This window comes from Terribium retamae, from assembly GCF_022347545.1.
In the GTDB taxonomy this organism is placed as follows: domain Bacteria; phylum Pseudomonadota; class Alphaproteobacteria; order Rhizobiales; family Rhizobiaceae; genus Mesorhizobium; species Mesorhizobium retamae.
This window is the reverse complement of sequence record NZ_JAKREW010000017.1, coordinates 1-25,556: the sequence shown is the minus strand read 5'-3', so window position 1 is coordinate 25,556 and position 25,556 is coordinate 1. Positions and strand designations below refer to the sequence as shown.

Below are 25,556 nucleotides of genomic sequence, written 5' to 3'. Positions count from 1 at the left end.
GGCGATGCGGGATCATCATGTCAGCCGAGGTCTCCAATGTCAGCGCCGAGAGAGAAGCGGGCCGGATGGAAGGCCTGGTCTGCCTCGTCACCGGAGGCGGCAGCGGTATTGGTCGAGCGACGGCACTTCGGATGGCGGAGGCTGGAGCAGCAGCAGTCATTGTTGCGGGTCGTCGTGACGAAGAAGGAGAGGCTGTCGCCCAGGCCTGCCGTGCTGCCGGCGCGGATGCGGTTTTCCTGCGCACGGATGTAACGCGGGAAGAAGACGTCGAGCAGCTCGTCCGGACGATCGTCGCGCGGTTCGGCAGGCTGGACGCAGCCTTCAACAATGCCGGCTACCAGGAACACCCCGCCCCTCTCGAACAACAGCCCAGCAATGTCTTCGATGCTGTTTTCGACACCAATGTACGCTCGGTCTTCCTGTCCCTCAAACATCAACTTGCCGTCATGCTTGCACAGCAAAGTGGAAGGATCGTCATCAACGCCTCCGTCAGCGGCATCCGCAATCCCAATCCGGGCTTTGCGCTCTATTCCGCGTCCAAGGCAGCGGCGATTTCCCTGATGCGCTCCGCCGCCATGGCCTATGCTCCATACGGCGTGCGAATCAATGCCGTCGCGCCGGGCCGCGTCGTGACCGACATGATGATGAAGGCTGCGGCTGGTGTCGGGGGTATGGAAGCTGTGGCCGCCGGCCTGCCGCTGCGCCGGATGGGGCAACCGGAGGAGGTGGCTGAAGCAGTCGTCTGGCTTGCTTCCGACCGGTCTGCCTACATTGTCGGGCATGTCCTCGCCGCCGATGGTGGTTTCCTGGCGAGTTGAGCCGCGATCATCGCGCATCAATATGTGGTACGGCGCTCCTCGCTCGGCGGGCGGCCGAATTGCAGCCTGTAGCTTTGCGCGAAATAGGAATGCGAGGTGAAGCCGGTGGCGATCGCCACGTCGAGGATCGGCATGTTGGTCTGGCGCAGCAGTTCACGGGCGCGCTCGAGCCTGAGCCGCATATAGTAGCGCCCCGGGGTCACGGTGAGGTGCCTGAGGAACAGCCGCTCGACCTGGCGCACCGAAAGTCCGGCCGACTTGGCGAGTTGCACCGCCGACAAAGGCTCGTCGAGATGATCGGCCATCAGCTCTACGATCTTGCGCAGCTTCTCTGACTTGCCGGTAAGGTCGCGCTCCGGCCCGACGCGCTGGCGGTCGCCGGCCGAGCGGATGCGCTCGTGCTGGAACTGATTGGCGACGGCATTGGCGAGGTTGGCGCCGAAATCGGTGCGCACGATCTCGAGCATAAGGTCGATCGAGGTGGTGCCGCCGGCACTGGTGTAACGCTTGCGGTCGATCTCGAAGACGTTGCCGGTGCACTCGATGTCCGGGAAACGCTCCATGAAGCCGGCGCGGTTTTCCCAGTGGATGGTGCAGCGATGCCCCTCGAGCTGGCCTGCTTCGGCCAGGACGTAGGAGCCGACCGAAAGCGCGCCCAGCACGCCACCGCGCCGCCCCCAGGCACGCAGCGCGCCGAGCACTTTTGATTTGCCGGGGAATTCCAGGTTGAGCGCAGCACAGACGAACAGGATATCGACCGGCGGCACGTCGGCCACGGCATAGTCGACCTTCAGCGGCAGGTCGTTGGAAGCGGTAACCGCATCGCCGTCCGGCGAAACGGTGGTCCAGCTGTAGAAATCATGACCGATCAAGCGATTGGCCGAGCGCACGACATCGATAGCCGCCGCCACGGAAAACATCGGAAACTTGTCGACCAGCAGGAATGCGAAGCGCCTGCCGCCTTGAACGGCGTCCGTCATGATGGGCCGTTCTATGGGAACAGGAGGCGTCGGCAAAGCTGGGCTCTCAAATGCTGGCGATCAAAAGGATGGTCGGTCGAGTCCGGCGGCAAGATAGGCGGAAATGACCGTGTTGGCCATCAGCATGGCGATCGTCATCGGACCCACGCCGCCGGGCACCGGTGTGATGGCGCCGGCAACGGCGGCAGCTTCGGCATAAGCGACGTCACCAACCAGGCGCGTCTTGCCTTCGCCCTTTTCGGGCGCGGCAATTCGGTTGATGCCGACATCGATGACGGTGGCACCCGGCTTGACCCAATCACCCTTGACCATTTCCGGCCGGCCGACGGCAGCCACCAGTATATCGGCCGTGCGGGCCAGTGCCGGCAGATCCTTCGTGCGGCTGTGCGCGATGGTGACGGTGCAGTTGGCGGCAAGCAGCAGATTTGCCATCGGCTTGCCAACGATGTTGGAACGGCCGACGACCACGGCATTCAGGCCCGACAGGTCCTTGCCGCGCACGCGCTCAATCAACAGCATGGAGCCGGCAGGCGTGCACGGCACAAAGGCGGTTTCGAGTTCGCCGGCACCGAGCTTGCCGACATTGATGAAGTGAAAACCGTCGACATCCTTTTCCGGAGCGATGGCCTGGATGACCTTGCCGGCGTCGATGTGGTCCGGCAGCGGCAGTTGCACCAGGATACCGTGGATGGCTGAATCCGCATTGAGGTCGGCGATGATGCCGAGCAGTTCGGCCTCGCTCGTCTCGGCTTTCAGCGTATGCTGGACGGAGTGGAAGCCGCATTCCTTGGCAGTGCGGGACTTGGAGGCGACATAGACCTGGCTTGCCGGATCCTCGCCGACGATGACGACCGCCAGGCCGGGCTTGGTGCCGGCAAGTGCTGCCGTGAGCGCCTTGACCTTGCCGACAACGTCCTCGGCCACTTTCTTTCCGTCGATCACATCAGCCATACTTCACCCGGTAGCCAAATCACGTTCAAGCCAAAACAGACGGCGCGACATTCTCACGAAAATCCGCCGATGCAATCCCGTCAAAACGCCGTCGCATGCCGTAAACTCGAAACCTCACCTCACGGAGTGCTTTTAAGCCCGGAGTCGCGATGCGGCATAGCCGGCCCGGCTATGCACACTTCCCCCGTATCGTCGGACCGTCTATGGAGAGACTTTCTGGGAGGCATTCATGACCATCAAGCTCATTCTCGCTGGCTGCGGCAATATGGGTTACGCCATGCTCGCCGGCTGGGTGAAATCCACCAAGCTGAAGGCGGCGGAAGTGCTGGTGGTGGAACCGGCCGAGGCACTGCGCAGCCGGGCCGAAGCCTTGGATTGCCTGGCAGTGGCCGACGCGACAGGCATCCCGGCAGACACGAAGCCCGAGCTTGTCGTGCTGGCCGTCAAACCCCAGGTGATCCGCGAGGCGACGGCTGCGTACAAGAAATTCGGCAATGGCGAGACGACCTTCCTGAGCGTTGCCGCCGGCACGCCGGTGGCCACCTTCGCCGCCATCCTGGGGGAGCGCACGCCGATCGTGCGCTGCATGCCGAACACGCCGGCAGCCATCGGCAAAGGCATGATGGTGATGTTTTCAAACAGCCTCGTTTCCGAAACGACGAAGAAGGATGTGGCCGACCTGCTCTCTTCCAGCGGCGCCGTCGCAGCCATCGACGATGAAGTGCTGATGGATGCGGTGACGGCGGTATCCGGTTCCGGTCCCGCCTACATCTTCCATTTCATCGAATGCCTGACCGCCGCCGGCGAACATGCTGGCCTTCCGATCCAGACGGCGAAGCTGCTTGCCATGCAGACCGTCTATGGTGCCGCCGCGCTTGCCGCGGAAAGCGGCGAAGAACCCGGCCTGCTGCGCCAGCAGGTGACCAGCCCGAACGGCACGACGGCTGCAGCGCTCGGCGTGCTGATGGGCGGCGACCGGCTGAAGAACCTCGTCGCTGAAGCCGTGGAAGCCGCGCGGGCACGATCTGTGGAACTGGGGAAATAAGCTCTCCAACGAGCTTTCCGAAATGACTGGACCTGCCTCCCTGAAAGTCGGCGATCCGGTCCGGATTCAAGCCGACGGAACGGAAATGCCTGGACACGTGCTGGCGCTTGCCGACTGGCAGTGGATCCTTGTCCAAGCTGCTGACGGCCGCCTATGGCTGGACGTGGTGATGAACGTCTCCGCTGCCTATTGGTCGCAGCTCGTCCTGCTGGATCGCAACGTCGGAGCGGACGAGCTGCCCAAGATCAAGGAGATCGCCCGTGCGGTTGCCTGGCATCCGCGCCGCGTGGATGTCGCGGATGTTCCGGGGGCGGAGCGGCTTGGCGGACCGGGCGAACAGCTGACGCGACGGTGAGCGGCGCTCAGCCGTAAAGCATCTCGTCCTGCTGCTTGCGCAAGGCATAAAGCCTGGTCGAACTGTCCGGTGCCGCGTTGTCGGCGGTGATCAGCTCACCCTTCTTCACTGCCGTCAGAACCTTGCCGCCCTCAAGCAGACCGACCGGCAGGGCACGCTGCGCGCGCGCCTCCTCGACCGTCATCGTCCAGGACCGGTAGCAGGTCTCGCCGATGGCATCGAAAGTCTCGCCTGCGGCCAGGTCGCGCTTGGCCACCGCACAGACCTCGGCGACGGGCCGCGGCAGCGGCACCATGTCGGGTTTGCCGTAGAGCATGATGCGGGCCGCTGTCAGCGGCACTTCCAGCGAAGTCAGGTGATAGGGTCTGAACAGGCCGTAATAAGGCCCCTTGCCGACATGCAGATCGTCCAGCCGCTCGATGACGCGCGGATGCGAGGCTTCGACGATGACGAAGACGCCGGGCGCCACGCCCTTGCCGACGGTGTAGTCGACCACGCCTTTCTTCGACAGCACGCCGCCATCGGCGCGCGGGACCAGCACCTTGGCGAGTTCATCGCGGTTGGCGGCGGGGCCGTGCATGCCCGGCCTGTCCGGCACAAGGCCGGTGGCGTTGGCGATCGCGCACATCTCGACCATGGTCTTGGAGCCGTCGACGAACTCGACCAACATGCGCGGGTTCATGTTGCGGCGTTCGGCTTCGACACGATAATCGTCCGGCACGGCGTCATGGTTGAGCGGATTGTTCTTGCCCTTGCCGGCGGCGACGACGGTGCAACCGAGCGCAGACACGAATTCGATCAGTTCCATGCAGGAAGACGGCTCGTCGCCGGCGCCGAGCGAATAGACGACGCCGAGCCGGTCGGCCTCCTTCTTCAGCAGGCAGCCGATGGTGACGTCGGCCTCGACATTCATCATCACCAGGTGCTTGCCGTGTTCCATCGCCGACAGGCAGAAATCGGCGGCGACGCCGGGCTTGCCGGTGGCATCGATCACCACGTCGATCAATGGATTGCTGACCAGCATGTCGTTGGAGGTGATGGCGATCCTGCCCGCCTCGATCGCGGCGGTGACCTGCGCCTGGTTTTCGGCTTCGCGCGCCATCGCCTCGTCGCCATAGGCGATGCGGATCGCCTCGCGCGCCGTGTGCGGACGCCGGGTGGAGATGGCGCAGACCTCGATGCCCGGCATCAGCATGCCTTGCGTGACGAGATCGGTGCCCATTTCGCCGGAGCCGATGACGCCGATGCGCACCGGCCTGTCCTCTTCCGCGCGCCGGGCGAGATCACGGGCAAGTCCGGTCAGGGCGACATTGGTCATGAACAAGGTCCTGTGGCTTGATCGGCGGCTCTTGCAGGAAACCACGCGGCCTTGTCAACAAACGGTCATGGCGCTGACTGAACCTTAAGCGTGGATCATTGGGAAACCAACGCCGACCGTCTATGGCATAATCCCGAACGAGCTTGACGGAGCGATACATGCGCATTCTCGTGTTTCAGCATGTCGATGTCGAACATCCCGGTATCTTCCGCGACCTCTGGGCCGAACAGGGTCATGAGTGGGTGCCCGTCGAACTCGATGCCGGCGAGCCGATCCCAGCATTCGACGATTTTGACCTGCTCGCGGTTTTCGGCGGGCCGATGGATGTGTGGCAGGAAGAGGCACATCGCTGGCTGGTGCCCGAGAAGGCGGCGATCCGCCGCTGGGTGAGCGAACTCGGGCGGCCCTATCTCGGCATCTGCCTCGGCCATCAATTGCTGGGCGCCGCGCTCGGCGGAACGGTCGGCCTGATGACCAGACCCGAAGTCGGGCTCGCCTCGGTCGAGCTGACCGCAGCCGGCCGCAACGATCCGATCTTTGCCGGGCTGGGCCCTAGCGTGGACTGCCTGCAATGGCACGGCGCGGAAATTTCCCGCCTGCCCGAAGGCACCGAGATCCTGGCCAGCAACGCCGCCTGCACGACACAGGCGATCCGCTGGGGGCAACATGCCTATGGTTTCCAGTATCATCTGGAAGCCATGGAAACGACTGTGGCCGACTGGGCAGCAATCCCGGAATACAAAAAGAGCCTGGAAGGGGTGATGGGTGTCGACGCCGCTGCAACTCTTGAAGCGACGGTGGCGCCGCGGCTCGCCGATTTCCGCAAGGCGGCAAAAAGACTGAACGACAATCTGATGGCGATCGTTGCTGCATCATAAGGAACGGACAGCGCAAAGTGGTTGCACGCTGTCCAGAGCACACCCGGTTCCTGATGAAATCCTTATTTTTTGACGATGCCTTCTGTCTCGAACCCTTATGCCGGGGCTCCTAACTTCCCGGCTGCACACGCTCCAACGCGCAGTGCGAAAGGAATGAGACATGTACAGCTACTATATCCCCGATGACGACGACCGCATGCCTCATGCGGTCGCGCGCCACATGCAATCCCCCTCAGACGAGCCGTTGATGTTCGTCCGGCTCTTCCTGGTGGTCGCGATCTTCTTCACCGCGATTGCCTGTTTCCATCAGTTCATGGGGTGATCTGCGATGCGCAACTCCCTGATTTCGGAGCCTCCCTCCGCGAGCCACCGGTTCCTGGTTGGACGCGATGGCGAGGGACACTGGATCGCCCGCGATGAGCTTGGCCTCACGGGCGGCGTGTTCGCCGACAAGGCATCGGCGATCCACTTCGCCGAGACGGAAAGCGACCACAAAGCCGGCTGCGTCAGCCTCGCTCCGGATGGCGCACAGCTTTCGCTCTTCAACTGACCGAACCAGTTTCGGACCGGCTAGCAACGCTGCGCCATGCCCAGCTCTGTGGCGCGTGTCAGCGGTTCCGAATCCCACCAACGAGAACCTCCATGCACACCGACAGAACCCGCTTCAAAGGCGCCATCGCGGCGCTGCCGACTCCCTTCCGCAATGGCGCGCTCGACATGACAGCCTTCGATTTCCTGATCCGCTGGCAACTCGACCAGGGCATAGACGGCGTCGTCGTCTGCGGCACCACCGGCGAGGCGCCGACGCTGACGCATGACGAACGCCTCACCATGACGCGCCGCTGCGTCGAAACCATCGCCGGCCAGGTTCCGGTCATCGCCGGCACCGGCTCGAACAACACCGAAGAGACGATCGCCGCGACGCTTGCAGCGGCCGCCTGCGGCGCGGATGCCGCCCTTGTTGTGACGCCTTACTACAACAAACCCAGCCAGGAAGGTCTTTATCGCCATTTTGCCGCGATCGCAGGGGCGGCGACCATACCGCTCATCCTATACAACGTACCGTCGCGCACTGGCGTCGACCTGTTACCAGATACGGTGCGCAGGCTGGCGGCCTTTCCTGGGATCATCGGCATCAAGGACGCCACCGGCAATCTCGACAGGCCAGAGCGCACGGCCAAGCTCGCGGGCCGGGACTTCCTGCAATTTTCCGGGCACGATGCGACTGCGCTCGCCTTCAACAACATCTGCGGCGCCGGCACGATTTCGGTGGTCGCCAACGTAGCGCCGCGGCTGTGCGCGGAAATGCACCGCGCCTGCCGCGACGGCGACCTGCTCTCGGCAAGGACGATCCGGCACCGGCTGGAGCCACTGATCACCGCGCTGGAACGCGAAACCAACCCGGTGCCGGTGAAATACGCGCTCCATCGGCTGCTGGGTCAGAGCCCCGAAGTGCGGTTGCCGCTGACAGCTGCCAGCCCCGAAACCGAACGCGCTGTCGAGGACGCGATAACAGCTCTGTTCCCATTCGATTTCGACCAACCCAAGCGGGTTGCAGCCAGCGATAGGACGTCCGATCGAATGGCATTCGTGCGCGGACGCCATATGGCAGAGTTCAGCGCTCGGACATCCTGACCAGATCAGCGCTTGGCAGAAGTATCCAGTTGCGCAGCAGAATTCACGACACGCTGAACTCCCGATCGAGCAACCCCATGATGGACATCGTCCTGCCAGCCGCCGTTGACGAATGCCGCTTCGCGCTCCCTGCCTTCTTCGACGAAACCGCATTTGCGATAACAGGCGATGGCACGCGCATTGTTCGCCAAGACCCGCAGGCCGATGCGATGGAAAAGGCCGCCAAAAGCGTAGGCCAGGACAAGCCTGATCGCCTCAGTGCCATATCCCTTGCCCAGGCAGGAAGGATCATCGATGCCAATGGCCAGGGCTGCTCTCTTGTCCTGCCGGCTGATGCCATGCAGGCGGATATGTCCGATGAACTGCCCTGCATCGATCACCCAGGCATAGTCCTGCTGCTCGATGAAGCGGATGGCGGCTTCCGCATGGCCGCGTTCGAAGGAGGCGACGGGATCGAAGGTCCCGCCATAGGCTTCGACGATCTGCTTATGCCTGCCCAGCCCCAATCGTGTTTCCACGTCCCGAGGCACAGGCCTGCGAAGAACGATACGGTCGCTTCTGAGTTCCGGAATAGGCATCGTCATCGACAAGGAGGTAAATCACCGCGAGCGAGATGTCGAACGATGGCTCTCGAACAGCTGATAATCCCTGCCGATTTGCTTTGGGTTATTCCAGAATGACGACGGCTTCGACCTCGAAGAGCATCGGATCGATTGCAAGCTTGTGGACCGGAACCAGGGTCTGAGCCGGTAGTGCATCGCCGAACATCTCCTTCACGTTCTGCGTCAACACCCCGAGCTTCGACATGTCGTGATCGACCACGAAGACTGTGAGCTTGGCGACCTGATCCGGCCTGGCGCCGATTCCTTCGAGGGCAGCCCGCAGATTTGCATAGGCCTGCTTCACTTGCGCAGCGAAGTCAGGGGACAACCCTCCCGTATTGTCCTGGCCGCCCTGCCCGGAAATGTAGCCCACCCGTACTCCCGGCGGCGTGATCACCGCCGTGCTATAGCCATTCGGCGACGGGTCGTAGAGGTTTTTTGGATTGACGATGGTCAGCTTGAGATCATTCGCATTCGCCGCAGTGGAAGCTGCCATGGTCATGAGGATTAGCCCTTCGATAAGAAGACGTTTGAGCGACGACCCTTCGCATCCAGTTCGACCGGTCCAGCCCGACACCGATGCGATTGACTCGTACACCATACGATTCATGGTGTAGTACGTTGTACGAGTCAAGCGTCCGGCATCGACATTGCTGACGTCGCCTGCCAAAATCGGAACGCTTACCGGAGAGGGAAATGAATGGCAGGCAAACGCAGCGGCGCCCGAAAGAAACGATCCCAACAAGCAGAATCCACGCCTCAACTGCGCAGTGAACCGCCTCTCTCGCTGGAACGCATCATCGCGACCGCGGTGGATCTGCTGGATACGCATGGCGTCGACGGATTGACGATGCGCCGGCTGGCCGATCGTCTCGGCTCAGGCGTCATGAGCCTGTATTGGCATGTCGACAACAAGGAACGCGTCTTCGATCTGGCGCTCGACGCGGTGCTCGCATTTCGCGAGCCGGCGCCAAGGGGTGAGGCCCTGGACTGGCGCGCAGACGTGGTCCACATGCTGGAGGACTGGCGCGCCAGCATGTTGCGCCATCCCTGGTCGGCATCGCTTTTGCCGCGCCGGACGCTCGGCCCGAACATCCTCAATCGCCTGGAACTGTTGAGCAGGACCTTGTCCAAGGCCGGAGTTATCGAAGCGAACATGAACGTGGCGATCTGGTCGCTCTGGAACTATGTGATGGGGGCCACCATCACGCGGGCGAGCTTCGACCGTTCGATCGACGACCTCGCCGCTGCGCAGCAGGCCCTTACGCGTCTCAGCGCACACTACCCCACAATCGAAAGCACGCGTCTCCTGCTCGACAGCGACTGGGACGGTGTCTTCAGGAAGGGCCTCGACTTCCTGCTCGATGGCCTCGCCCCGAAAACCTGACTGATTGCGTCGTCCCTTCCCGCCTCAGATCAGCGCGTCCAGCGCCTGGCGCTGACGGTGCATTTCCAGGAACACGCGGTAATCGCGGTCGAAACGGCTGCGTGCCGCTGGGTTCGGCCGCCGCTCCCGTCCCGGCTGGCGCATGGCAGCACAGGCCTCGGCAAGGCTTGGATAAAGCCCGGCCGCTGCCGCAGCCGACATCGCTGTGCCGAGCAGCACGGCATCGCCGCTTTCGGATTCCTGCACCGCGCAGCCGGTGGCGTCGGCGTAGAGCTCCATCAGCAGCGGGTTCCGGGTGTGGCCGCCGGTGACATGCAACGTGTCGATGACATAGCCGTTGGCATTCAGCGCTTCGAGCACATGGCGCACACCGAGCGCGATGGCGACGGCAGTGCGCCAGTAGAGCCGGGCCAAACTGTCGAAGGAGGAGTCCAGCGTCAGCCCGCTGATGACGCCCAGCGCGTGCGGGTCCGCCAGCGGCGAACGGTTGCCGTGGAAATCCGGCAGGACATGCAGCCGCGAAGCAAGATCCAGCCCCTCTTCTGCACGCAGCGCCATGACACGTTCGACGATCCGCTTGTGGGTCGCTGCGTCGGGTTCGCCGCCATGCCAGCGGATGATGTGGTCGAGCAGCGCGCCGGTGGCTGACTGCCCGCCTTCACTCAGCCAGAGACCCGGCAGCGCGGCGCCGAAATAAGGGCCCCAGACACCGGCAAAACCGCAGGGCTCGGCCGACATCGCCATGACGCAGCTCGAGGTGCCGGCAATCAGCGCCAGATGCCGGTCGATGTCGCCAAGGCCACCGATGACGCCGAGCGCACCGGCGAAGGCATCGATGAGGCCGGCACCGACGCGGCAGTTCGTAGAGAGGCCGAGCGCAGCTGCGGCTTCTTCCGTCAACGGCCCCAGATCGCTGCCCACCGCGCTGGCGCGGTCCGGCAGGGACCCGTGTTCGAAGATGTCGGCGAGGCCCACGGCTTCGAAGAAATCCGGCTGCCAGCCGGTTTCCTCATGCGCGAGGAAAGTCCATTTGGCGGTGAGCGTGCACTGCGAGCGGGCGAGCGATCCGCTCGCCTTGAAGGTGAGGAAATCAGCAAGGTCGAAAAGCTGGCCGGTGCGCGCCCAGGCATCCGGCAGATGTCGCTTCACCCACATCAGCTTCGGCGTCGCCATCTCCGGCGACATGACGCCGCCGACATGACCGAGAACACGATGACCGGTGGCCGTGCATTCGTCGGCCTCGGCCAAGGCGCGATGGTCCATCCAGACGATGGTGTCCCAGCGCTCACCGCCTTGCTTGGCAACGCCGACCTGTTCGCCATTGTGGCCGCGGAACACTGTGGAACAGGTCGCATCGAAGGAGATGCCAACGACGTCTTCCTCCGCCACGGCGGCGGACTGCCGCGCAGCCCGCATGGCCTCGCAGGCGGCCACCCAGATGTTTTCCGAATCCTGCTCGTAATGACCGGGGCCCGCCTGGTTCATGGCGATCGGCCGCTCGGCGCGGGCAAGCAGGCGGCCAGAGGGATCGAACAGGCCGGCGCGCGCGCTGCCAGTGCCGATATCGATGGCGGCGAGCACTGGCGCCATCAGTATGGCTGCGCCCGGTTAGCCGTCAGGAGCGATGCGCCGGCGCGCACCAGCCCCCCTCTCCGTCTCGCCCTATGGGTGATCCACCTCTCCCCCATTCCATGGGGGCGAGGAACCCAAGCTGGAAAAGCGCCGGCATCGCAACAGCGGTTCCTCGCCCCCGCAAAGCGGGGGAGAGGTGGCTCGGGCAAAGCCCGAGACGGAGAGGGGGCACTTGCGCCATCTGCGAGCTTTAGGATGCTCGTTCCCCAAGCCCATCCGGACTGAAGCAACAGAGGTAGAAGTCGGGTATCGGCACGCAGCATGGTGCGCACTCTATATGCGCGTTTTGCCCGGCGCTACCGCCTCGACCAGATGGATGACTGGTTCAGAGCTTCCCCGCCAGATAACGTGTCAGCGTCTCGCGCGCGCCAACGTCCCAGACCGTCTTCAGTGCATGGGAGAAGGCCTCGACAAAAGCTGGCGAGCGCCCGACCTCGCCATAGATATCTTCCATGGCAAGCCAGGCCGAGGGGTCTGCCTTGGCGGCACGCGCGGTCGCCTGCATGCGTTCCCAGCTAGGATCGTTGGGTTCGATGACAGAGCCGGAATCGGTGGTGCCGAAGCAGTAGCGGCACCAGAAGGCGGATTCGAGCGCCAGACCCGCAACGCCAGCACCGGCCTTCAGGCGGGCAGCGATCGTGGGAATGATGAATTTCGGCTGACGGTTGGAACCGTCGAGACAAAGCCGGCGCACCGTGTCGCCGATCTTGGGGTTTGAAAAGCGGCGCTCGATCAGCTGGTAATAGTCTTCGAGGTCGGTATCCGGAACCGGCGGCACGGTCGGAATGATCTCGTCATGCTCGAGCTTGGCGAGGAAGCCGCGCACCAGCGGCTCCTGCATCGCCTCATGGACGAAATGGATGTCCATCAGCCCGGCCGGATAAGCGATGGTGGCATGGCCGCCATTGAGGATGCGGATCTTCATCAGCTCATAGGGCGAGACATCCGGCACGAACTGCACGCCGACCTTCTCCAGCGCAGGCCGGCCGGCCGTGAAATTGTCCTCCAGCACCCATTGCCGGAACGGTTCGCAGAACACCGGCCAGTTGTCGTCGACGCCGAAATCGGCGGCCAATATGTTGCGCTCGCGGTCGGTGGTGGCCGGTGTGATGCGGTCGACCATGCCGTTCGGGAAGGCGACATTGCCGGCGACCCATTCGGCGAGATCGCGGTCGAACAGGCGGGCAAGGCCGATGACGCCGTCCGAGGTGACGCGGCCATTATGGGGGATGTTGTCACAGGACATCACCGTGAACGGCTGGACGCGCGCATCACGCCGCCGCACCAGCCCGGCGAGGATCAGGCCGAACACCGTCTTCGGGTGGTCGGGATCGTTGGCGTCGGCGATGATGTCGGGATGTTCCGGGTTGAAGTAGCCCGAGGCCGGGTCGATGAAATAGCCGCCTTCGGTGATGGTCAGCGAGACAATACGGATCGCCGGATCGGCCAGCCTGTCGATGATCGCCTCCGTCTCGCCCGGCACCAGAAAATCGATCATCGCACCCGTCACCCGGGCGACCATATGGCCTTCGTCCTGCTCGACGACGGTGGTCAACCAGTCCTGTTCGGCCAGCTTGGCGCGGCCAGCCTTCTCGCCCTCGAACACCCCGGCGCCGACAAGCGCCCAGTCATGCCCCCCGCCCGTGTTGAAAAGGTCGTCGAGATAGACGGCCTGGTGGGCGCGATGGAAGTTGCCGACGCCGAAATGCAGGATGCCGGCCTTGAGGCTTTCGCGCTTGTAGCCGGGGGCGGCCACTTTCGCGGGCAGCTTGTCGAGATTGGCGAGCGAGAGTTTGGTCGTCATGTCAAAACGCCTTTTGTAGAGGCCGTTTCCTTCTCCCCGTTCACGGGGAGAAGGTGGCCCGAAGGGTCGGATGAGGGGCGGTGCCACCTTTTGCCAGGACGGCGCAGCCCCTCACCTGCCTGCCGGCATCCTCTCCCCGTGAACGGGGAGAGGATCGCTGTCTTCAACTCATCCACTGGCCGCCATCGACGTTGTAGGTCTGGGCGACGATGTATTCGGCTTCGCTGCTGGCCAGGAATACCGCCATGCCGGTCAAGTCTTCTGCGCGGCCCATGCGCCCAAAGGGCACGCCCTCGCCGACCAGCTTCTTCTTCTCGCCGAGCGGCCGGTTCTCGTATCTGGCGAACAGGGAATCGACATGATCCCAGTGCTCGCCATCGACCACGCCCGGCGCGATCGCATTGACGTTGATGCGGTGCTTGATGAGATCGAGCCCAGCCGACTGGGTCAGCGAAATGACCGCCGCCTTGGTGGCGCAATAGACCGCGACAAGCGCCTCGCCGCGGCGACCGGCCTGACTGGCCATGTTGATGATCCTGCCGCCTTTGCCCCTGGCGATCATCGATTTTGCCGCCGCCTGCAGCATGAACAGCGTGCCGGCGACATTGACCGTGAACAGCCGGTCGTAGCTGGCGCGGCTGATCTCGACGATCGGCGCGGCATCGAACAAAGCGGCATTGTTGATGAGGATGTCGAGCCCGCCTGCCCTCTTCTCCACCGCGGCAACCGCGGCATCGATCGAGGTCTGGTCGGTGACGTCGAGCCGCACAGCATAGGCTGCCGGCCCGATTTCGGCTGCCGTCTTTTCGGCTGCCTGCTGGTTGATGTCAGCGATTGCCACTGTTGCCCCTTCGCGCGCATAGGCTTCGGCGAAGGCGCGGCCGATGCCGCGCGCCGACCCGGTTACGATGGCGGATTTGCCTTCGAGACGCTTCATCGGGCGGCACCTGTTGGGAAAGTCACGGTCGTCATGGGTCCTTGTCCTCAGCTAGCGGCTCGCCGATCTCGACCGCGTGGCGATCGGGATCGTAGAACCGGAACACGCGCTGCCCCCACGCCTGCTCGGTGATCGGATGGATGAGCTCCACCTTGCCGCTCAGCCGCGCGAAGCAGGCGTCGATGTCCTCGTCCTCGAAGTAGAGCAGCAGGTTCCGCTGCCCCAGCGGTTCAGATCTTGGAGGAGCCGCCGCTCCCCACACGGTTTCGATCAGCGCCGTCGCCTCGTGGATGGCGAAACGCTGCTCGAAGATGACGATCGTGCCGTGGTCGGACTTGACCGTCAGGCCAAGCAGGTCGCGATAGAAAGCCGTCGCAACGCCAACGTTCCTGACGAAGATGATCGGGTTGACGAAGCGCACCGCCGCCTCACAGCGCCTTTCCGTCGGCATCGAAGCGATGCAGCTTTGCCGGGTCCGGCGTCAGGTAGACGATGTCGCCATGGCGAACGCCGATCTCGCCGTCGGCACGCACATTGATGGTGCCGACATCGTCGGTATGCACATGCAGGAAGGTGTCGGCGCCAAGATGTTCGGCGACACCGACCTTGCCGCGCCATTCGCCGCTGTTGGAGGTGATCCTGAGATGTTCGGGGCGGATACCGACGGTGGCGGCATCGTGTTTGGCAGCAGCCGCGCCGTTGACGAAGTTCATCTTCGGAGAGCCGATGAAGCCGGCGACGAACAGGTTCTTCGGGCTGCGGTAGAGATCCAGTGGCGAACCGACCTGTTCGATGTTGCCGGCATTCAGCACCACGATCTTGTCGGCCATGGTCATCGCCTCGACCTGGTCGTGGGTGACATAGATCATGGTGGTCTTCAGTTGGTTGTGCAGCTCCGAGATCTCGAGGCGCATGGTGCCGCGCAGCGCCGCGTCGAGGTTCGACAGCGGTTCGTCGAACAGGAAGGCCGAGGGTTGGCGTACGATGGCGCGGCCGATGGCGACGCGCTGGCGTTGGCCGCCGGAAAGCTGGCCGGGGCGGCGGTCGAGATAGTTGGTCAGGTTCAGTACACGGGCGGCATCACCGACCTTCTTGTCGATGACCTCCTGGCTTTCGCCGGCCATCTTGAGCGGGAAGGCGATGTTCTTGGCCACCGTCATATGCGGGTAGAGCGCATAGGACTGGAACACCATGGCGAGCTTGCGCTTGGCCGGCGCCTCGTTGGTGACGTCGCGGCCATCGATGGAGATGGTGCCGCCGCTGGTGTCCTCCAGCCCGGCGATGAGGCGTAGCAGCGTGGACTTGCCGCAGCCGGACGGCCCGACGAACACGACGAACTCGCCGTCCTCGATGTCGAGGTCGATGTTGGGAATGATCGACGTCGTCCCGAAGGACTTGGAGACATTCCTGAGAGCGATCTTACCCATTTTGTCCTCCCTTATGCTTCCCGGCCATCACTTCACGGCGCCGAAGGTCAGGCCGCGCACCAGCTGCTTCTGGCTGAACCATCCCATGATCAGGATCGGCGCGATGGCCAGCGTCGACGCAGCCGACAGCTTCGCCCAGAACAGTCCCTGCGGACTTGAGAAGGACGAGATGAAGGCGGTGAGCGGAGCGGCGTTGGTGGTGGTGAGACGGATGGTCCAGAACGCCTCGTTCCAGGCCAGGATGATGTTGAGCAGCATTGTGGAGGCGATGCCCGGCACCGCCATCGGCGTCAGCACATAGAGGATCTCGCCCCACAGCGTGGCGCCGTCCATGCGCGCGGCTTCCAGGATTTCGCCGGGAATCTCGCGGAAATAGGTGTAGAGCATCCAGATGACGATCGGCAGGTTGATCAGCATCAGCATCACGGTCATGCCGATGCGGCTGTCGAGCAGGCCGAGATTGCGGAAGATCAGGTAGATCGGAAACAGCACCGCCACGGCCGGCATCATCTTGGTGGACAGCATCCACATCAGCACGTCCTTGGTGCGCTTGGTGGGCGAGAACGCCATCGACCAGGCGGCCGGGATCGCGACGACCAGGGCCAGCAATGTCGAGCCCAGCGCGAGGATCACCGAGTTCATGAACGGCTTGAAGTAATTGTATTGCGACTGGACTTCCGCATAGCTCTCCAGCGTGCCCGACGGGATCAGGCTGAAGCCCTGGATCGCCTCCTGCTCAGACTTGAAGGAGGTGATGATGGTGTAGAGGATCGGAAAGAAGATCACGAGCGCGACAGCCCAGGCCGCAATCGTTGCGATCGTCTTGTGCCGGTTGGTGACGGCGCGTGCCATTGTTGCCTCCTACTTGTCCAGGTTCTTGCCGACGGCGCGCATCGCGAAGAAGGCAACGATGTTGGCAAGGATGACGGCGATGATGCCGCCGGCGGACGCCTGGCCGATTTTGTATTCGAGCAGGGCCTTCTGGTAGACGAGGAACGGCAGGTTGGTGGACGCATAGCCCGGCCCGCCATTGGTGGTGACGAGGATCTCGGCATAGACCGAAAGCAGGAAGATCGTCTGGATCAGCACCACAACGGTAATGGCGCGCGAGAGATGCGGCAGCGTCAGATACCAAAAGCGGGCGAGGAAGCCGGCTCCGTCCATTTCGGCCGCTTCCTTCTGCTCGCCGTCCAGCGATTGCAGCGAGGTGAGCAGGATAAGCGTGGCGAAAGGCAGCCACTGCCAGGCAACGATGATGATGATCGAAAACAGCGGATATTGCGCGAACCAGTCGATCGGTTGCGCCCCGAAGAACCGCGCTATGTCGGCAAAGACGCCGTAGCCCGGATGCATGATCATGTTCTTCCACACAAGCGCCGCCACCGGCGGCATGACGAAGAAGGGCGAAATGACCAGGATACGCACGAAGCCCTGCCCCCACATCGGCTGGTCGAGCAGCAGAGCCAACAGGATGCCGCCGATGATGGTGATGGCGAGCACTGCAGCGACGATGATCAGCGTGTTGAGGATGGCCGTCGAGAAGGCAGGATTGTTGAAGAACAGCGCATAGTTCGCAAAACCGACGAAACGGTCGCGGATCGGATTCAACGGATTGTACTGCTGGAAGGAGAACCACAGCGTGACCGCCAGCGGCACGGCCATCCAGATCAGCAGGAGCAGCACCGAAGGTGCGGCCATGAAACGCGCAAGCGTACGGGTCTGTTTGGTTGCCATGATCTCCTCCAACCACTGCCCAAGAGCCGTAACCTGGCTATCGCCGCCGTGACGGCGGCCAGCCTTTCGATATCCCGGCCGCCCAGCGGCCGGGTGAGAGAGAACAGATTACCGCTTCTTTTTCCAAAGCGGCCGCCCGGACCGGGAAGACCCGGACGGCCAAGGCACCGGGAGGATGCTCCGGGCACCAGGAGGACCTTTGCGCCCGGAGGCCCTTACTGGATGTAACCGCCTTCGGTCATTGCGGCCTTGGCGGCGTCCTGCGCCTGCTTCAACGCATCGTCCACCGACATCTGCCCGGCGAGCGCTGCGGAGAAGAGCTGGCCGACAGTGGTGCCGAGGCCCTGGAATTCGGGGATCGCCACGAACTGCACGCCGACATAAGGCACCGGCTTGACCGTCGGCTTGGTCGGATCGGCGGAATTGATGGAGTCCAGCGTCATCTTGGCGAAAGGCGCCGCCTTCTCATATTCCGGATTGGCGTAAAGCGAGCTGCGCGTGCCGGGCGGCACATTGGCCCAGCCTTCCTTCGAAGCCACGAGGTCGAGATAACCCTTGCCGGTTGCCCAGGCGACGAACTTCTCGGCCGCCGCAGCCTTCTGCGTGCCGGCCGGAATGCCGAGCGACCAGGCCCAAAGCCAGTTGCCACGCTTGCCGAGGCCATTATCCGGCGCCAGCGCATAGCCGACCTTGTCGGCGACCGTCGAGTTCTTCGGGTCGGACACGAAGGAAGCCGCCACGGTGGCGTCGATCCACATGCCGCACTTGCCCTGCTGGAACAGCGCGAGGTTCTCGTTGAAGCCGTTGGAGGAAGCGCCATCCGGTCCGTCGGCCTTCATCAGGTCGACATAGAATTGCAGCGTGTTCTTCCATTCGGGCTGGTCGAACTGCGGGTTCCACTGCTCGTCGAACCAGCGCGCGCCGAATGAGTTGGACATGGCGGTCAGGAAAGCCATGTTCTCGCCCCAGCCGGCCTTGCCGCGCAGGCACACGCCGTTCACGCCGTTGGCCTTGTCAGTCATTTTGTCGGCGGCCTCCTTGATGAAGGTCCAGGTCGGCGCATCGGGCATCTTGAGACCGGCCTTCTCCATCAGGTCCTTGCGGTACATGACGAAGGAGCTCTCGCCGTAGAAGGGCGCGGCATAAAGCTTGCCGTCGACGGTCAAACCGCCGGCGATCGCGGGGATGATGTCCTTCTGGTCGTAGTCGTCGCCGAGATTTTCCAGCGGCAGCAGCCAGTTCTGCTTCGCCCAGATCGGCACTTCATAGGTGCCGATGGTCATCACGTCATATTGGCCACCCTTCGTGGCGATGTCGGTGGTCACACGTTCACGCAGCACGTTCTCTTCCAGCGTGACCCAGTTGAGCTGGATGTCGGGATTCTTCTTGGTGAAGTCCTCCGTCAGTTTCTGCATGCGGATCATGTCGCCATTGTTGACGGTGGCGATGGTGATCGTCTCGGCATGCGCGGCGAACGCAAAAGCGCTGGCCGAACACAGCCCCAGGACGAGGGTGCGCAGGTTCATCGATTTCCTCCCAAAGAGCCAAGTGAGCATTTGCCTTAGCTGTGAGCAATTATTCATTCTTCGGGATTTATGTCAAGCCGGAATCCGGAACCTCTTCTGGCTGCTAGCGTGCGCACACATCTGGATACCGATCGTCGGTGCCGCCCCCCCTCACTGCCTGCCGGCATCCTCTCCCCATAAACGAGGAGAGGGCGCTCCCGTCGAGGATTTCGCCAATCGCCAGCTTTGCAGGACGAGCACCATCGTTACGGCCAGCCTCCTTCTCCCCGTTCACGGGGAGAAGTGCCCGACAGGGCGATGAGGGGCAGCACCGCCCTCACGTCAAAAAATGTGTACGCACGCTAGCCCAGAAGGGGAGAAGGAATCGACGCCTAGACTGCCGCCGCCAGCAGGCTTTCGGCTGTGCGCTCGTCGGTGATCAGGCCATTGACGAGACGTCGCGTCACGGCGGCGAGAATACCGGGCAGCTTGGGCGCGCCCCGGGGGGGGGGCCCCCCCCCGGGGGGGGGGGCGGGGGGGGGCGGGGGGGGGGGGGCGCGCGGGGGGGGTGGGGGGGGGGGGCGGGGGGGGGGGCGCCCGGCGGGTTTCGCCCCAATTGCCCTTGCGCGGGGGGGGGGGGGGGGGGCCCCCGGGGGGGGGGGGGGGCCCCCCCGCCCCCCCCCCACGACCAGGGAGCGTTCCCGTGATGGCAGCGGCGCGGAGGCGACGCGGTCATTGGTGATGCCGTCGATCAGGCGGCCGTCGCGATCGAAGGCCCAGCCGACGATCTCGCCGACGGCGCCGGCCTTCTGCAACGCCTTCAGATCGGCCTCGGTGATGAATCCGTCTTCCAGCAGCGGCGCCTGCGGACCAAGATCGCCGACGCCGACAAAGGTGATGTCGGCCTGCGCCGCTAGGGCCAGCGTTGGCTGGATAAGCTGCTGGCTGTGCAGCATTTTCCGTTCTTCCGGCGAAGAGGCGATCGCCGGCAGCGGCATCGGGAAACTGCGCGCCTTGATGGTGTCGGCCATGGTGAAGATGACGTTGTAGAAGGCGGCCGAACCGTCCGGCGAGATGTTGCCGGTGAGCGAGACCACCTTGTGCTGCGGGCACTCCATCGGCGGCAGCTGTTCGATCGCGGCCTTCAGGGTGCGGCCGGTGCCGATCGCCATGATGACCGGCTCCGGCCGGCGCAGCCATTTCTCGATCTCCACCGCCGCCGCCTGGGCTACGCCGATGGTCGAGGACGTGGAATCTGGATCGCTCGGCGTCACCTCTACCAGGTCCAGCGCGAAGCGGGATTTCAGCCGGGCGGCAAGGTCGAGGCAATTGGCGATGGGATGATCGACCCGCACCTTGATCAGCCCCTCCGACATCGCCAGCGAGACCAGCCGCTGTGCGGTCTGGCGCGAGATGCCGAGCTTCGTTGCGATCTGGTCCTGCGTATTGCCGGCGACATAATAGAGCCAGCCGGCACGCGCGGCATCATCAAGCCTGGGATTGCTGGTTTCAGACCGGGCACTCATGGGGTCGGCACTTCACGTGACTATCTCTCCGCTACTGTCGCAGGGTTTTCGACAATGCGCAATCGCTCACTAGCCTGACAATTGTTCGGAGTTCGTTCTGCGGCACGCCCCCACGCGGAAGCCATAAAAGCGGCTGACAGATCGACGCAGCAACTCCACCAGGAAATGCGGGGCGCCCCCTCTTCCAGGCAGATTCCTACATTTTTTGTAGCTAGAAATCCCGGTGTGAGAAACCTCTTCCCCTGATTTCCTTCCATTTTCCGACTTGGCATGCGGCATGCAAGTGCGGTGCAGCATGAACAAGATCGACCTCCTCCCCTTGCCTCCCGTCGAGTGCTTCATCGATTTCGATGGCACGATCTCACTGGAAGACACGACCGACCTTTTGCTTGCCCAGTTCGCGGAGCCGGAATGGCGCACAATCGAGGCTGCCTGGGAGCGTGGCGTCATCGGTTCACGCGAATGCATGTCCAGGCAGGTGGAGCTTTTGCGGGTCGAGCCGGTCATGCTCGACCTGTTTGCCAACTGCCTGCGCATCGATCCGGGTTTTGTGCGCTTCGTCGAAACGCTGCAGGCCAACGACATCAGCGTTACCATTGTTTCCGACGGGCTGGACCGCGTCATTGCCCACGCGCTCAAGGGTTATGGACTGGTCCTGCCGGTTCTCGCCAACGAACTCATGCATGCGGGCGGCGACCGTTGGCAACTCGGCTGCCCGCACGCCTCGACAAGCTGCCGCGCCCGCTCCGCGCACTGCAAATGCACCAGCTTCGACCGCGCGCCCGATAGCGCGCTGCGTGTGCTGATCGGCGACGGCCGTTCCGATTTCTGCGCCGCGTCCATCGCCGACATGGTGTTCGCGAAAGGCAAGCTCGCCGACCATTGCCGCGCCAACGGCATCACCCATCGCAGCTTCGGCAATTTCACCGACCTGCCGCCGCTTTTCTCCGACTGGCTGGCCAAGGCCATGGCCGTCCAATCCACGCATCTTCTGTAACAAGGACCTGATCCATGCACACCAACGCAGCCCTTCGGCTCGAAGCCAGCAACGATTTCAGGCTGGAACTCGGCGATACGGAACTGCTCGCGCTCGAAGCCATCTACTGCTCACATGGCGACACCGTGCATTACACCGACTTTCCGAAGATCTTCGACCGCTGCGAAGGCTCCTACATGTTCGATGCGGCGGGTACGCCGTTCCTCGATCTGCAGATGTGGTATTCGGCGGTCAATTTCGGCTACGCCAACCAGCGCCTCAACAATGCGCTGAAGCGTCAGATCGACAAGCTGCCGCAGGTGGCCAGCCAATATCTGCACCGCGAGAAGATCGAGCTCGCCACGCTGATCGCGCGCGACGCCGAGCAGAAGTTCGGCCACAAGGGCCGCGTGCATTTCAACGTCGGCGGTGCTCAGGCGATCGAGGATTCGCTGAAGCTTGTGCGTAATGCATCCAAGGGCAAGAGCCTGATGTTCGCCTTCGAGGGTGGCTATCATGGCCGCACGCTCGGCGCCTCGGCCATCACATCTTCTTATCGCTATCGCCGCCGCTACGGCCATTTCGGCGAACGCGCGCAGTTCGTGCCATTCCCCTACCATTTCCGCGCGCCGAAGGGCATGAACAAGGAAGAATACGGCCTGCACTGCGTGCGCCAATTCGAGCGCCTGTTCGAAAGCGAGTATCAGGGCGTCTGGGATCCGAAGGCTGGGGAAGCCGAATATGCGGCCTTCTATGTCGAGCCGCTGCAGGGCACTGGCGGCTACATCGTACCGCCGATGAACTTCTTCACTGAACTGAAGAAGGTGCTCGACCGCCACAACATCCTGATGGTGGTGGACGAGATCCAGATGGGCTTCTACCGCACCGGCAAGCTGTGGTCGATCGAGCATTTCGGCGTCAATCCCGACGTCGTCGTCTTCGGCAAGGCGCTGACCAACGGCCTCAACCCGCTGTCCGGCGTGTGGGCCCGCGAGGAGCTGATCAATCCCGGCGCCTTCCCGCCCGGCTCAACCCACTCGACCTTCAACGCCAACCCGCTCGGCACCGCCGTCGCGCTCGAAGCCATGAAAATGATGGCCGAGGACGACTATGAGACGATGGTGCCGGAAAAGGGCGCCTACTTCCTGCGCGGTCTCGAAGAGCTGAAGCGGCGCCACAAGATCGTTGGCGAAGTCGATGGTCTGGGCCTCGCGCTGCGCATCGAGATCTGCGAGCCGCATGACAGCTACACGCCATCCAAGGCGCTGGTCGACCGCATGGTCGACGAGTCGCTGAAGGGCGATCTCGTGCACAACGGCCAGACCTACGGACTCGTGCTCGACATCGGCGGCTACTTCAAGAACGTCATCACGCTGGCGCCGTCGCTGACCATCAGCCATGCCGAGATCGACCTGGCGATCGCTCTGCTCGACCAGTTGTTCACCCGCGTGACCAGAGCATGATCCCGAAAGGTCCGGCTGTTCGGACAAGCGTGTCAAGCGTCGGCGCCGCCCCTCACCTGGCTGCCGCCATCCTCTCCCCGTGAACGGGGAGAGGGGGCTGTCGCCGATGGTTTCGCCAATCACCAGCGTTGCAACAGGAATACCGGCGTTGCGGCCAGCCTCCTTCTCCCCGTTCACGGGGAGAAGTGCCCGGCAGGGCGATGAGGGGCGGCACCACGCCAGAAGGTGGATACCGATCTACGCAAACACCATGCTCCAACACTCCAGAGGATAACCGTATGCACCTGCGCATCGTCGATCTCGACGGCGCCGTGACGGGACAGGGCTTCCACAGCGCCCGGACCGAACCAGCCGATATCGTGCCAGCCGGGGACCTAGCGCCCCGGCTGCGCATCGTTGCGAGCAGGCGCGCGCTAACCGAGCTCGGCAAGCGGGTCGGTCTACGCTCAAACGGCGAAGCCGAACTGATGTTCTACGGCTCCGGCGACTTCCATCACCTCGCCGACCTGTTCCTTGGCCGGGTCGAGGAACCGGTGACGGTAATCCAGTTCGACAACCATCCCGACTGGGTGACCTTCCCGGCGACGCCCAACTGCGGCGGCTGGGTCAACCGTACGCTGGAACGGCGCAACGTGGCCCGCATCATCACCATTGGCCCGACCAGCACCGACCTCGTGCTGCCGCAGATCAAGTCGGCCAACCTCCAGGCCATCCGCGACGGCCGACTGGAGATGTATGCCTGGCGCGTTTCGGCGACACAGCTCGTCGGCAAAGCGGTCAAGAAAGGCGGCGCCGAAACCTTTGGCGATGGCTTCGCCAAGCGGCTGATCTGGCGCAATCTCGCCGACGAGGACTGGCAGGCTTTCCTCGACGAGTTGATTTCCAAGCTCGGGTCGGAAGCGCTGTGGATCACCTTCGACAAAGACGTGCTGGCCACCAGCGAAGCGGTGACTAACTGGGACCAGGGCGCCATGCGGCTCGACCAGGTGTTGCACGCCATCGAACGCCTGGCTGCACATCGGCGCATCCTCGGCGTCGATGTATGCGGCGACTATTCGGCGCCGCAATTCCGCGACCCGTTCCGCTACATGCTGGCCAGGCTCGACCGTCCGCGTCAGCCGAAATTCGACGCCGCGATGGCCGCCGTCAACGACACGACCAACGCCCGCATCGTAGCAAGGCTCGAACAGGTGCTGGCATGAGCACCGAGCTGGTCGTCCTGTTCGTGCTGTCGGTCGTCTGCGACGTGTTCGGCCAGATCGCCTTCAAATTCGGTGCCGACGCGCTGCCGGAATTTTCCTCCCAGCGCTGGCAGCCCTTCGCCCATGCTCTAATCGCTGACCGCTGGGTCGGCCTTGGGCTGATCATCTATGTCGCCGAGTTCATCATCTGGGTGCGCATCCTGACGCTTGCGCCGCTCGGCATCGCCTTTCCCCTCGCCAGTCTCAACATCCTCGCCATCACGCTCGTCGGGCGGCTGTGGCTGGGTGAGGAGACCGGCCCCTCTCAATGGCTCGGCGCGCTGCTCATCACGGCAGGCGTCATTCTCGTCGCAGGTACGATCTGATGGCTGAAACATCCACAAAGCCGACATCCAAGGACCGCACCATCATCTTCCCGCGCGGCGATGTCGGGATCCTGCTTCTGCACGGCCTTGGCGGCACGCCGATCGAGATGAACAACGTCGCGCGCAACTTCGCCGAGCGCGGCTATACGGCGATGTGCCCGATGCTGGCCGGCCATTGCGCCACCGAGGCCGACCTTGTCGCCACCGGCTGGAAGGACTGGTACGCCAGCGCCGAAGACGCGCTGACCACGCTGGAGCAACGCTGCCGTGTCGTGCTCGTCGGCGGCCTTTCGATGGGCGCGGTGCTGGCAGCCATGCTGGCTGCACGCCAGCCGCAGCGCGTGCACGGCCTCATCATGTTCGCACCGACGCTCTGGTATGACGGCTGGTCGATCCCCTGGTACCGTTTCCTGCTCAAGCTGTTCATCAACACGCCGAGCGGCCGCAAATACCGTTTCGTGGAACAGGAGCCCTACGGACTGAAGGACGAGCGCCTGCGCATGGTGCTGGCGCAGTCGATGTTCTCCGGCGACTCCACCGCAGCCGGGCTCGAAGCGACGCCGGCGCTGGCGCTGCGCGAGTTGTGGCGGCTTGTCGATGCCCTCAAGCCGGAGCTGCCGGAACTACGCCAGCCGACGATGGTGGTGCATGCGCGCGAGGATGACATCGCCAGCCTCACCAACCTGGAATATCTGCAGCGCAATCTCGGCGGCACGGTCGAGTCGCTGGTGCTGGACGACAGCTATCACCTCGTCACGCTCGACCGGCAACGGCGGCTGGTCATCGCCAAGGCAGCTGCTTTCGTGGAGAGCGTAGCCCGGTCCTACGAACGCGCGGGGGCACATGAGCATGATCGGCTCCAGGTCGTCGCCTGACGCGTTGCGGATCGAGGGCGGCAACATCGTCGCGGGCCTCTCGTCGCTCGACCCGGCCTCGTGGCCGGCGACGAGCTGCAGCAACGCCGAAGGCATCCACTATCACGCCGCCTGCGAGGTCTCGGCGGCCGAGGACGGCAC

General features: G+C 63.6%; 27 protein-coding genes. 13 read left to right on the top strand and 14 right to left on the bottom strand.

Annotation, left to right across the window (positions count from 1 at the left end; translation table 11 throughout):
- The first annotated feature begins 17 nt into the window (after window positions 1–17).
- A complete protein-coding gene (locus tag L4923_RS17055) occupies window positions 18–818 on the top strand; it encodes an SDR family NAD(P)-dependent oxidoreductase (RefSeq protein ID WP_239367195.1) in 801 nt (266 codons plus the stop codon).
- Between the two features lie 17 nt (window positions 819–835).
- On the opposite strand, the gene L4923_RS17050 is transcribed toward L4923_RS17055, so the two are convergent.
- Window positions 836–1,798 (bottom strand): GlxA family transcriptional regulator, encoded by a 963-nt coding sequence (locus L4923_RS17050; protein WP_144378861.1) that lies wholly within the window; start codon window positions 1,796–1,798, stop codon window positions 836–838.
- 60 nt (window positions 1,799–1,858) lie between these two features.
- Window positions 1,859–2,749, bottom strand: coding sequence for a bifunctional methylenetetrahydrofolate dehydrogenase/methenyltetrahydrofolate cyclohydrolase FolD (folD, locus tag L4923_RS17045; RefSeq protein ID WP_239367193.1), 891 nt, complete (start codon window positions 2,747–2,749; stop codon window positions 1,859–1,861).
- A gap of 229 nt (window positions 2,750–2,978) precedes the next feature.
- Here folD and proC point away from each other — a divergent pair, with 229 nt between their 5' ends.
- Both proC and L4923_RS17035 read left to right on the top strand, forming a co-directional pair.
- Window positions 2,979–3,794, top strand: coding sequence for a pyrroline-5-carboxylate reductase (gene proC, locus L4923_RS17040; protein ID WP_239367191.1), 816 nt, complete (start codon window positions 2,979–2,981; stop codon window positions 3,792–3,794).
- Between the two features lie 22 nt (window positions 3,795–3,816).
- Window positions 3,817–4,149, top strand: a complete 333-nt coding sequence (locus L4923_RS17035; protein WP_239367189.1) for a hypothetical protein — start codon at window positions 3,817–3,819, stop codon at window positions 4,147–4,149.
- Window positions 4,150–4,156: 7 nt separating this feature from the next.
- On the opposite strand, the gene L4923_RS17030 is transcribed toward L4923_RS17035, so the two are convergent.
- Window positions 4,157–5,467: an NAD(P)H-dependent oxidoreductase gene (locus L4923_RS17030; RefSeq protein WP_239367187.1), complete on the bottom strand. Its 1,311-nt coding sequence runs from the start codon at window positions 5,465–5,467 to the stop codon at window positions 4,157–4,159.
- Window positions 5,468–5,625: 158 nt separating this feature from the next.
- Between L4923_RS17030 and L4923_RS17025 the strand changes: the two genes are divergently transcribed.
- The 4 genes from L4923_RS17025 to dapA all read left to right on the top strand — a co-directional run bounded on the left by L4923_RS17025 (window position 5,626) and on the right by dapA (window position 7,980).
- Complete coding sequence (locus L4923_RS17025) at window positions 5,626–6,345, top strand: type 1 glutamine amidotransferase (protein ID WP_239367185.1); 720 nt, start codon at window positions 5,626–5,628, stop codon at window positions 6,343–6,345.
- Between the two features lie 160 nt (window positions 6,346–6,505).
- Complete coding sequence (locus L4923_RS17020; protein WP_239367183.1) at window positions 6,506–6,667, top strand: hypothetical protein; 162 nt, start codon at window positions 6,506–6,508, stop codon at window positions 6,665–6,667.
- A gap of 6 nt (window positions 6,668–6,673) precedes the next feature.
- Window positions 6,674–6,895 (top strand): hypothetical protein, encoded by a 222-nt coding sequence (locus L4923_RS17015; RefSeq protein ID WP_239367181.1) that lies wholly within the window; start codon window positions 6,674–6,676, stop codon window positions 6,893–6,895.
- Window positions 6,896–6,987: 92 nt separating this feature from the next.
- Window positions 6,988–7,980 (top strand): 4-hydroxy-tetrahydrodipicolinate synthase, encoded by a 993-nt coding sequence (dapA, locus tag L4923_RS17010; RefSeq protein WP_239367179.1) that lies wholly within the window; start codon window positions 6,988–6,990, stop codon window positions 7,978–7,980.
- Between the two features lie 5 nt (window positions 7,981–7,985).
- Here the strand turns inward: dapA and L4923_RS17005 are convergent, their stop codons facing one another.
- Window positions 7,986–8,486: a GNAT family N-acetyltransferase gene (locus tag L4923_RS17005; protein WP_239367176.1), complete on the bottom strand. Its 501-nt coding sequence runs from the start codon at window positions 8,484–8,486 to the stop codon at window positions 7,986–7,988.
- 160 nt (window positions 8,487–8,646) lie between these two features.
- Entirely contained in the window at window positions 8,647–9,084 is a 438-nt protein-coding gene (locus L4923_RS17000; protein ID WP_239367324.1) for a RidA family protein, read from the bottom strand.
- 198 nt (window positions 9,085–9,282) lie between these two features.
- On the opposite strand from L4923_RS17000, the gene L4923_RS16995 reads away from it, so the two are divergent.
- Window positions 9,283–9,969, top strand: coding sequence for a TetR/AcrR family transcriptional regulator (locus L4923_RS16995; RefSeq protein WP_239367173.1), 687 nt, complete (start codon window positions 9,283–9,285; stop codon window positions 9,967–9,969).
- Between the two features lie 24 nt (window positions 9,970–9,993).
- Here the strand turns inward: L4923_RS16995 and L4923_RS16990 are convergent, their stop codons facing one another.
- From L4923_RS16990 to L4923_RS16950, 9 genes are all read right to left on the bottom strand, one after another.
- Window positions 9,994–11,559 (bottom strand): FGGY-family carbohydrate kinase, encoded by a 1,566-nt coding sequence (locus tag L4923_RS16990; protein WP_239367171.1) that lies wholly within the window; start codon window positions 11,557–11,559, stop codon window positions 9,994–9,996.
- A 367-nt stretch (window positions 11,560–11,926) separates the two neighbouring features.
- Window positions 11,927–13,405 (bottom strand): mannitol dehydrogenase family protein, encoded by a 1,479-nt coding sequence (locus tag L4923_RS16985; RefSeq protein WP_239367169.1) that lies wholly within the window; start codon window positions 13,403–13,405, stop codon window positions 11,927–11,929.
- Window positions 13,406–13,568: 163 nt separating this feature from the next.
- Window positions 13,569–14,342 carry an L-iditol 2-dehydrogenase gene (locus L4923_RS16980; protein WP_239367167.1) on the bottom strand — a complete coding sequence of 258 codons (774 nt, stop codon included), beginning with the start codon at window positions 14,340–14,342 and terminating at the stop codon, window positions 13,569–13,571.
- A gap of 31 nt (window positions 14,343–14,373) precedes the next feature.
- Window positions 14,374–14,763 carry a VOC family protein gene (locus tag L4923_RS16975; RefSeq protein ID WP_239367322.1) on the bottom strand — a complete coding sequence of 130 codons (390 nt, stop codon included), beginning with the start codon at window positions 14,761–14,763 and terminating at the stop codon, window positions 14,374–14,376.
- Between the two features lie 7 nt (window positions 14,764–14,770).
- Window positions 14,771–15,769, bottom strand: coding sequence for an ABC transporter ATP-binding protein (locus tag L4923_RS16970; protein ID WP_239367165.1), 999 nt, complete (start codon window positions 15,767–15,769; stop codon window positions 14,771–14,773).
- 27 nt (window positions 15,770–15,796) lie between these two features.
- Window positions 15,797–16,621, bottom strand: a complete 825-nt coding sequence (locus L4923_RS16965; protein ID WP_239367163.1) for a carbohydrate ABC transporter permease — start codon at window positions 16,619–16,621, stop codon at window positions 15,797–15,799.
- Window positions 16,622–16,630: 9 nt separating this feature from the next.
- Window positions 16,631–17,503 carry a carbohydrate ABC transporter permease gene (locus L4923_RS16960; protein WP_239367161.1) on the bottom strand — a complete coding sequence of 291 codons (873 nt, stop codon included), beginning with the start codon at window positions 17,501–17,503 and terminating at the stop codon, window positions 16,631–16,633.
- 215 nt (window positions 17,504–17,718) lie between these two features.
- Window positions 17,719–19,029, bottom strand: coding sequence for an ABC transporter substrate-binding protein (locus tag L4923_RS16955; protein WP_239367159.1), 1,311 nt, complete (start codon window positions 19,027–19,029; stop codon window positions 17,719–17,721).
- A gap of 371 nt (window positions 19,030–19,400) precedes the next feature.
- On the bottom strand, window positions 19,401–20,534 hold the full coding sequence (locus L4923_RS16950; protein WP_239367157.1) for a sugar-binding transcriptional regulator: 1,134 nt from the start codon (window positions 20,532–20,534) through the stop codon (window positions 19,401–19,403).
- Between the two features lie 295 nt (window positions 20,535–20,829).
- Between L4923_RS16950 and L4923_RS16945 the strand changes: the two genes are divergently transcribed.
- The 5 genes from L4923_RS16945 to L4923_RS16925 all read left to right on the top strand — a co-directional run bounded on the left by L4923_RS16945 (window position 20,830) and on the right by L4923_RS16925 (window position 25,415).
- Window positions 20,830–21,531 (top strand): HAD-IB family phosphatase, encoded by a 702-nt coding sequence (locus tag L4923_RS16945; RefSeq protein ID WP_239367155.1) that lies wholly within the window; start codon window positions 20,830–20,832, stop codon window positions 21,529–21,531.
- Window positions 21,532–21,545: 14 nt separating this feature from the next.
- Window positions 21,546–22,973 carry an aspartate aminotransferase family protein gene (locus L4923_RS16940; protein WP_239367153.1) on the top strand — a complete coding sequence of 476 codons (1,428 nt, stop codon included), beginning with the start codon at window positions 21,546–21,548 and terminating at the stop codon, window positions 22,971–22,973.
- 278 nt (window positions 22,974–23,251) lie between these two features.
- On the top strand, window positions 23,252–24,175 hold the full coding sequence (locus L4923_RS16935) for an arginase family protein (RefSeq protein ID WP_239367152.1): 924 nt from the start codon (window positions 23,252–23,254) through the stop codon (window positions 24,173–24,175).
- Window positions 24,172–24,540: a DMT family transporter gene (locus tag L4923_RS16930; protein WP_239367151.1), complete on the top strand. Its 369-nt coding sequence runs from the start codon at window positions 24,172–24,174 to the stop codon at window positions 24,538–24,540. The genes L4923_RS16935 and L4923_RS16930 overlap by 4 nt, the downstream gene beginning before the upstream one ends.
- Entirely contained in the window at window positions 24,540–25,415 is an 876-nt protein-coding gene (locus tag L4923_RS16925) for an alpha/beta hydrolase (RefSeq protein ID WP_239367150.1), read from the top strand. Before L4923_RS16930 ends, L4923_RS16925 begins: the two co-directional genes overlap by 1 nt.
- Window positions 25,416–25,556: the final 141 nt, after the last annotated feature.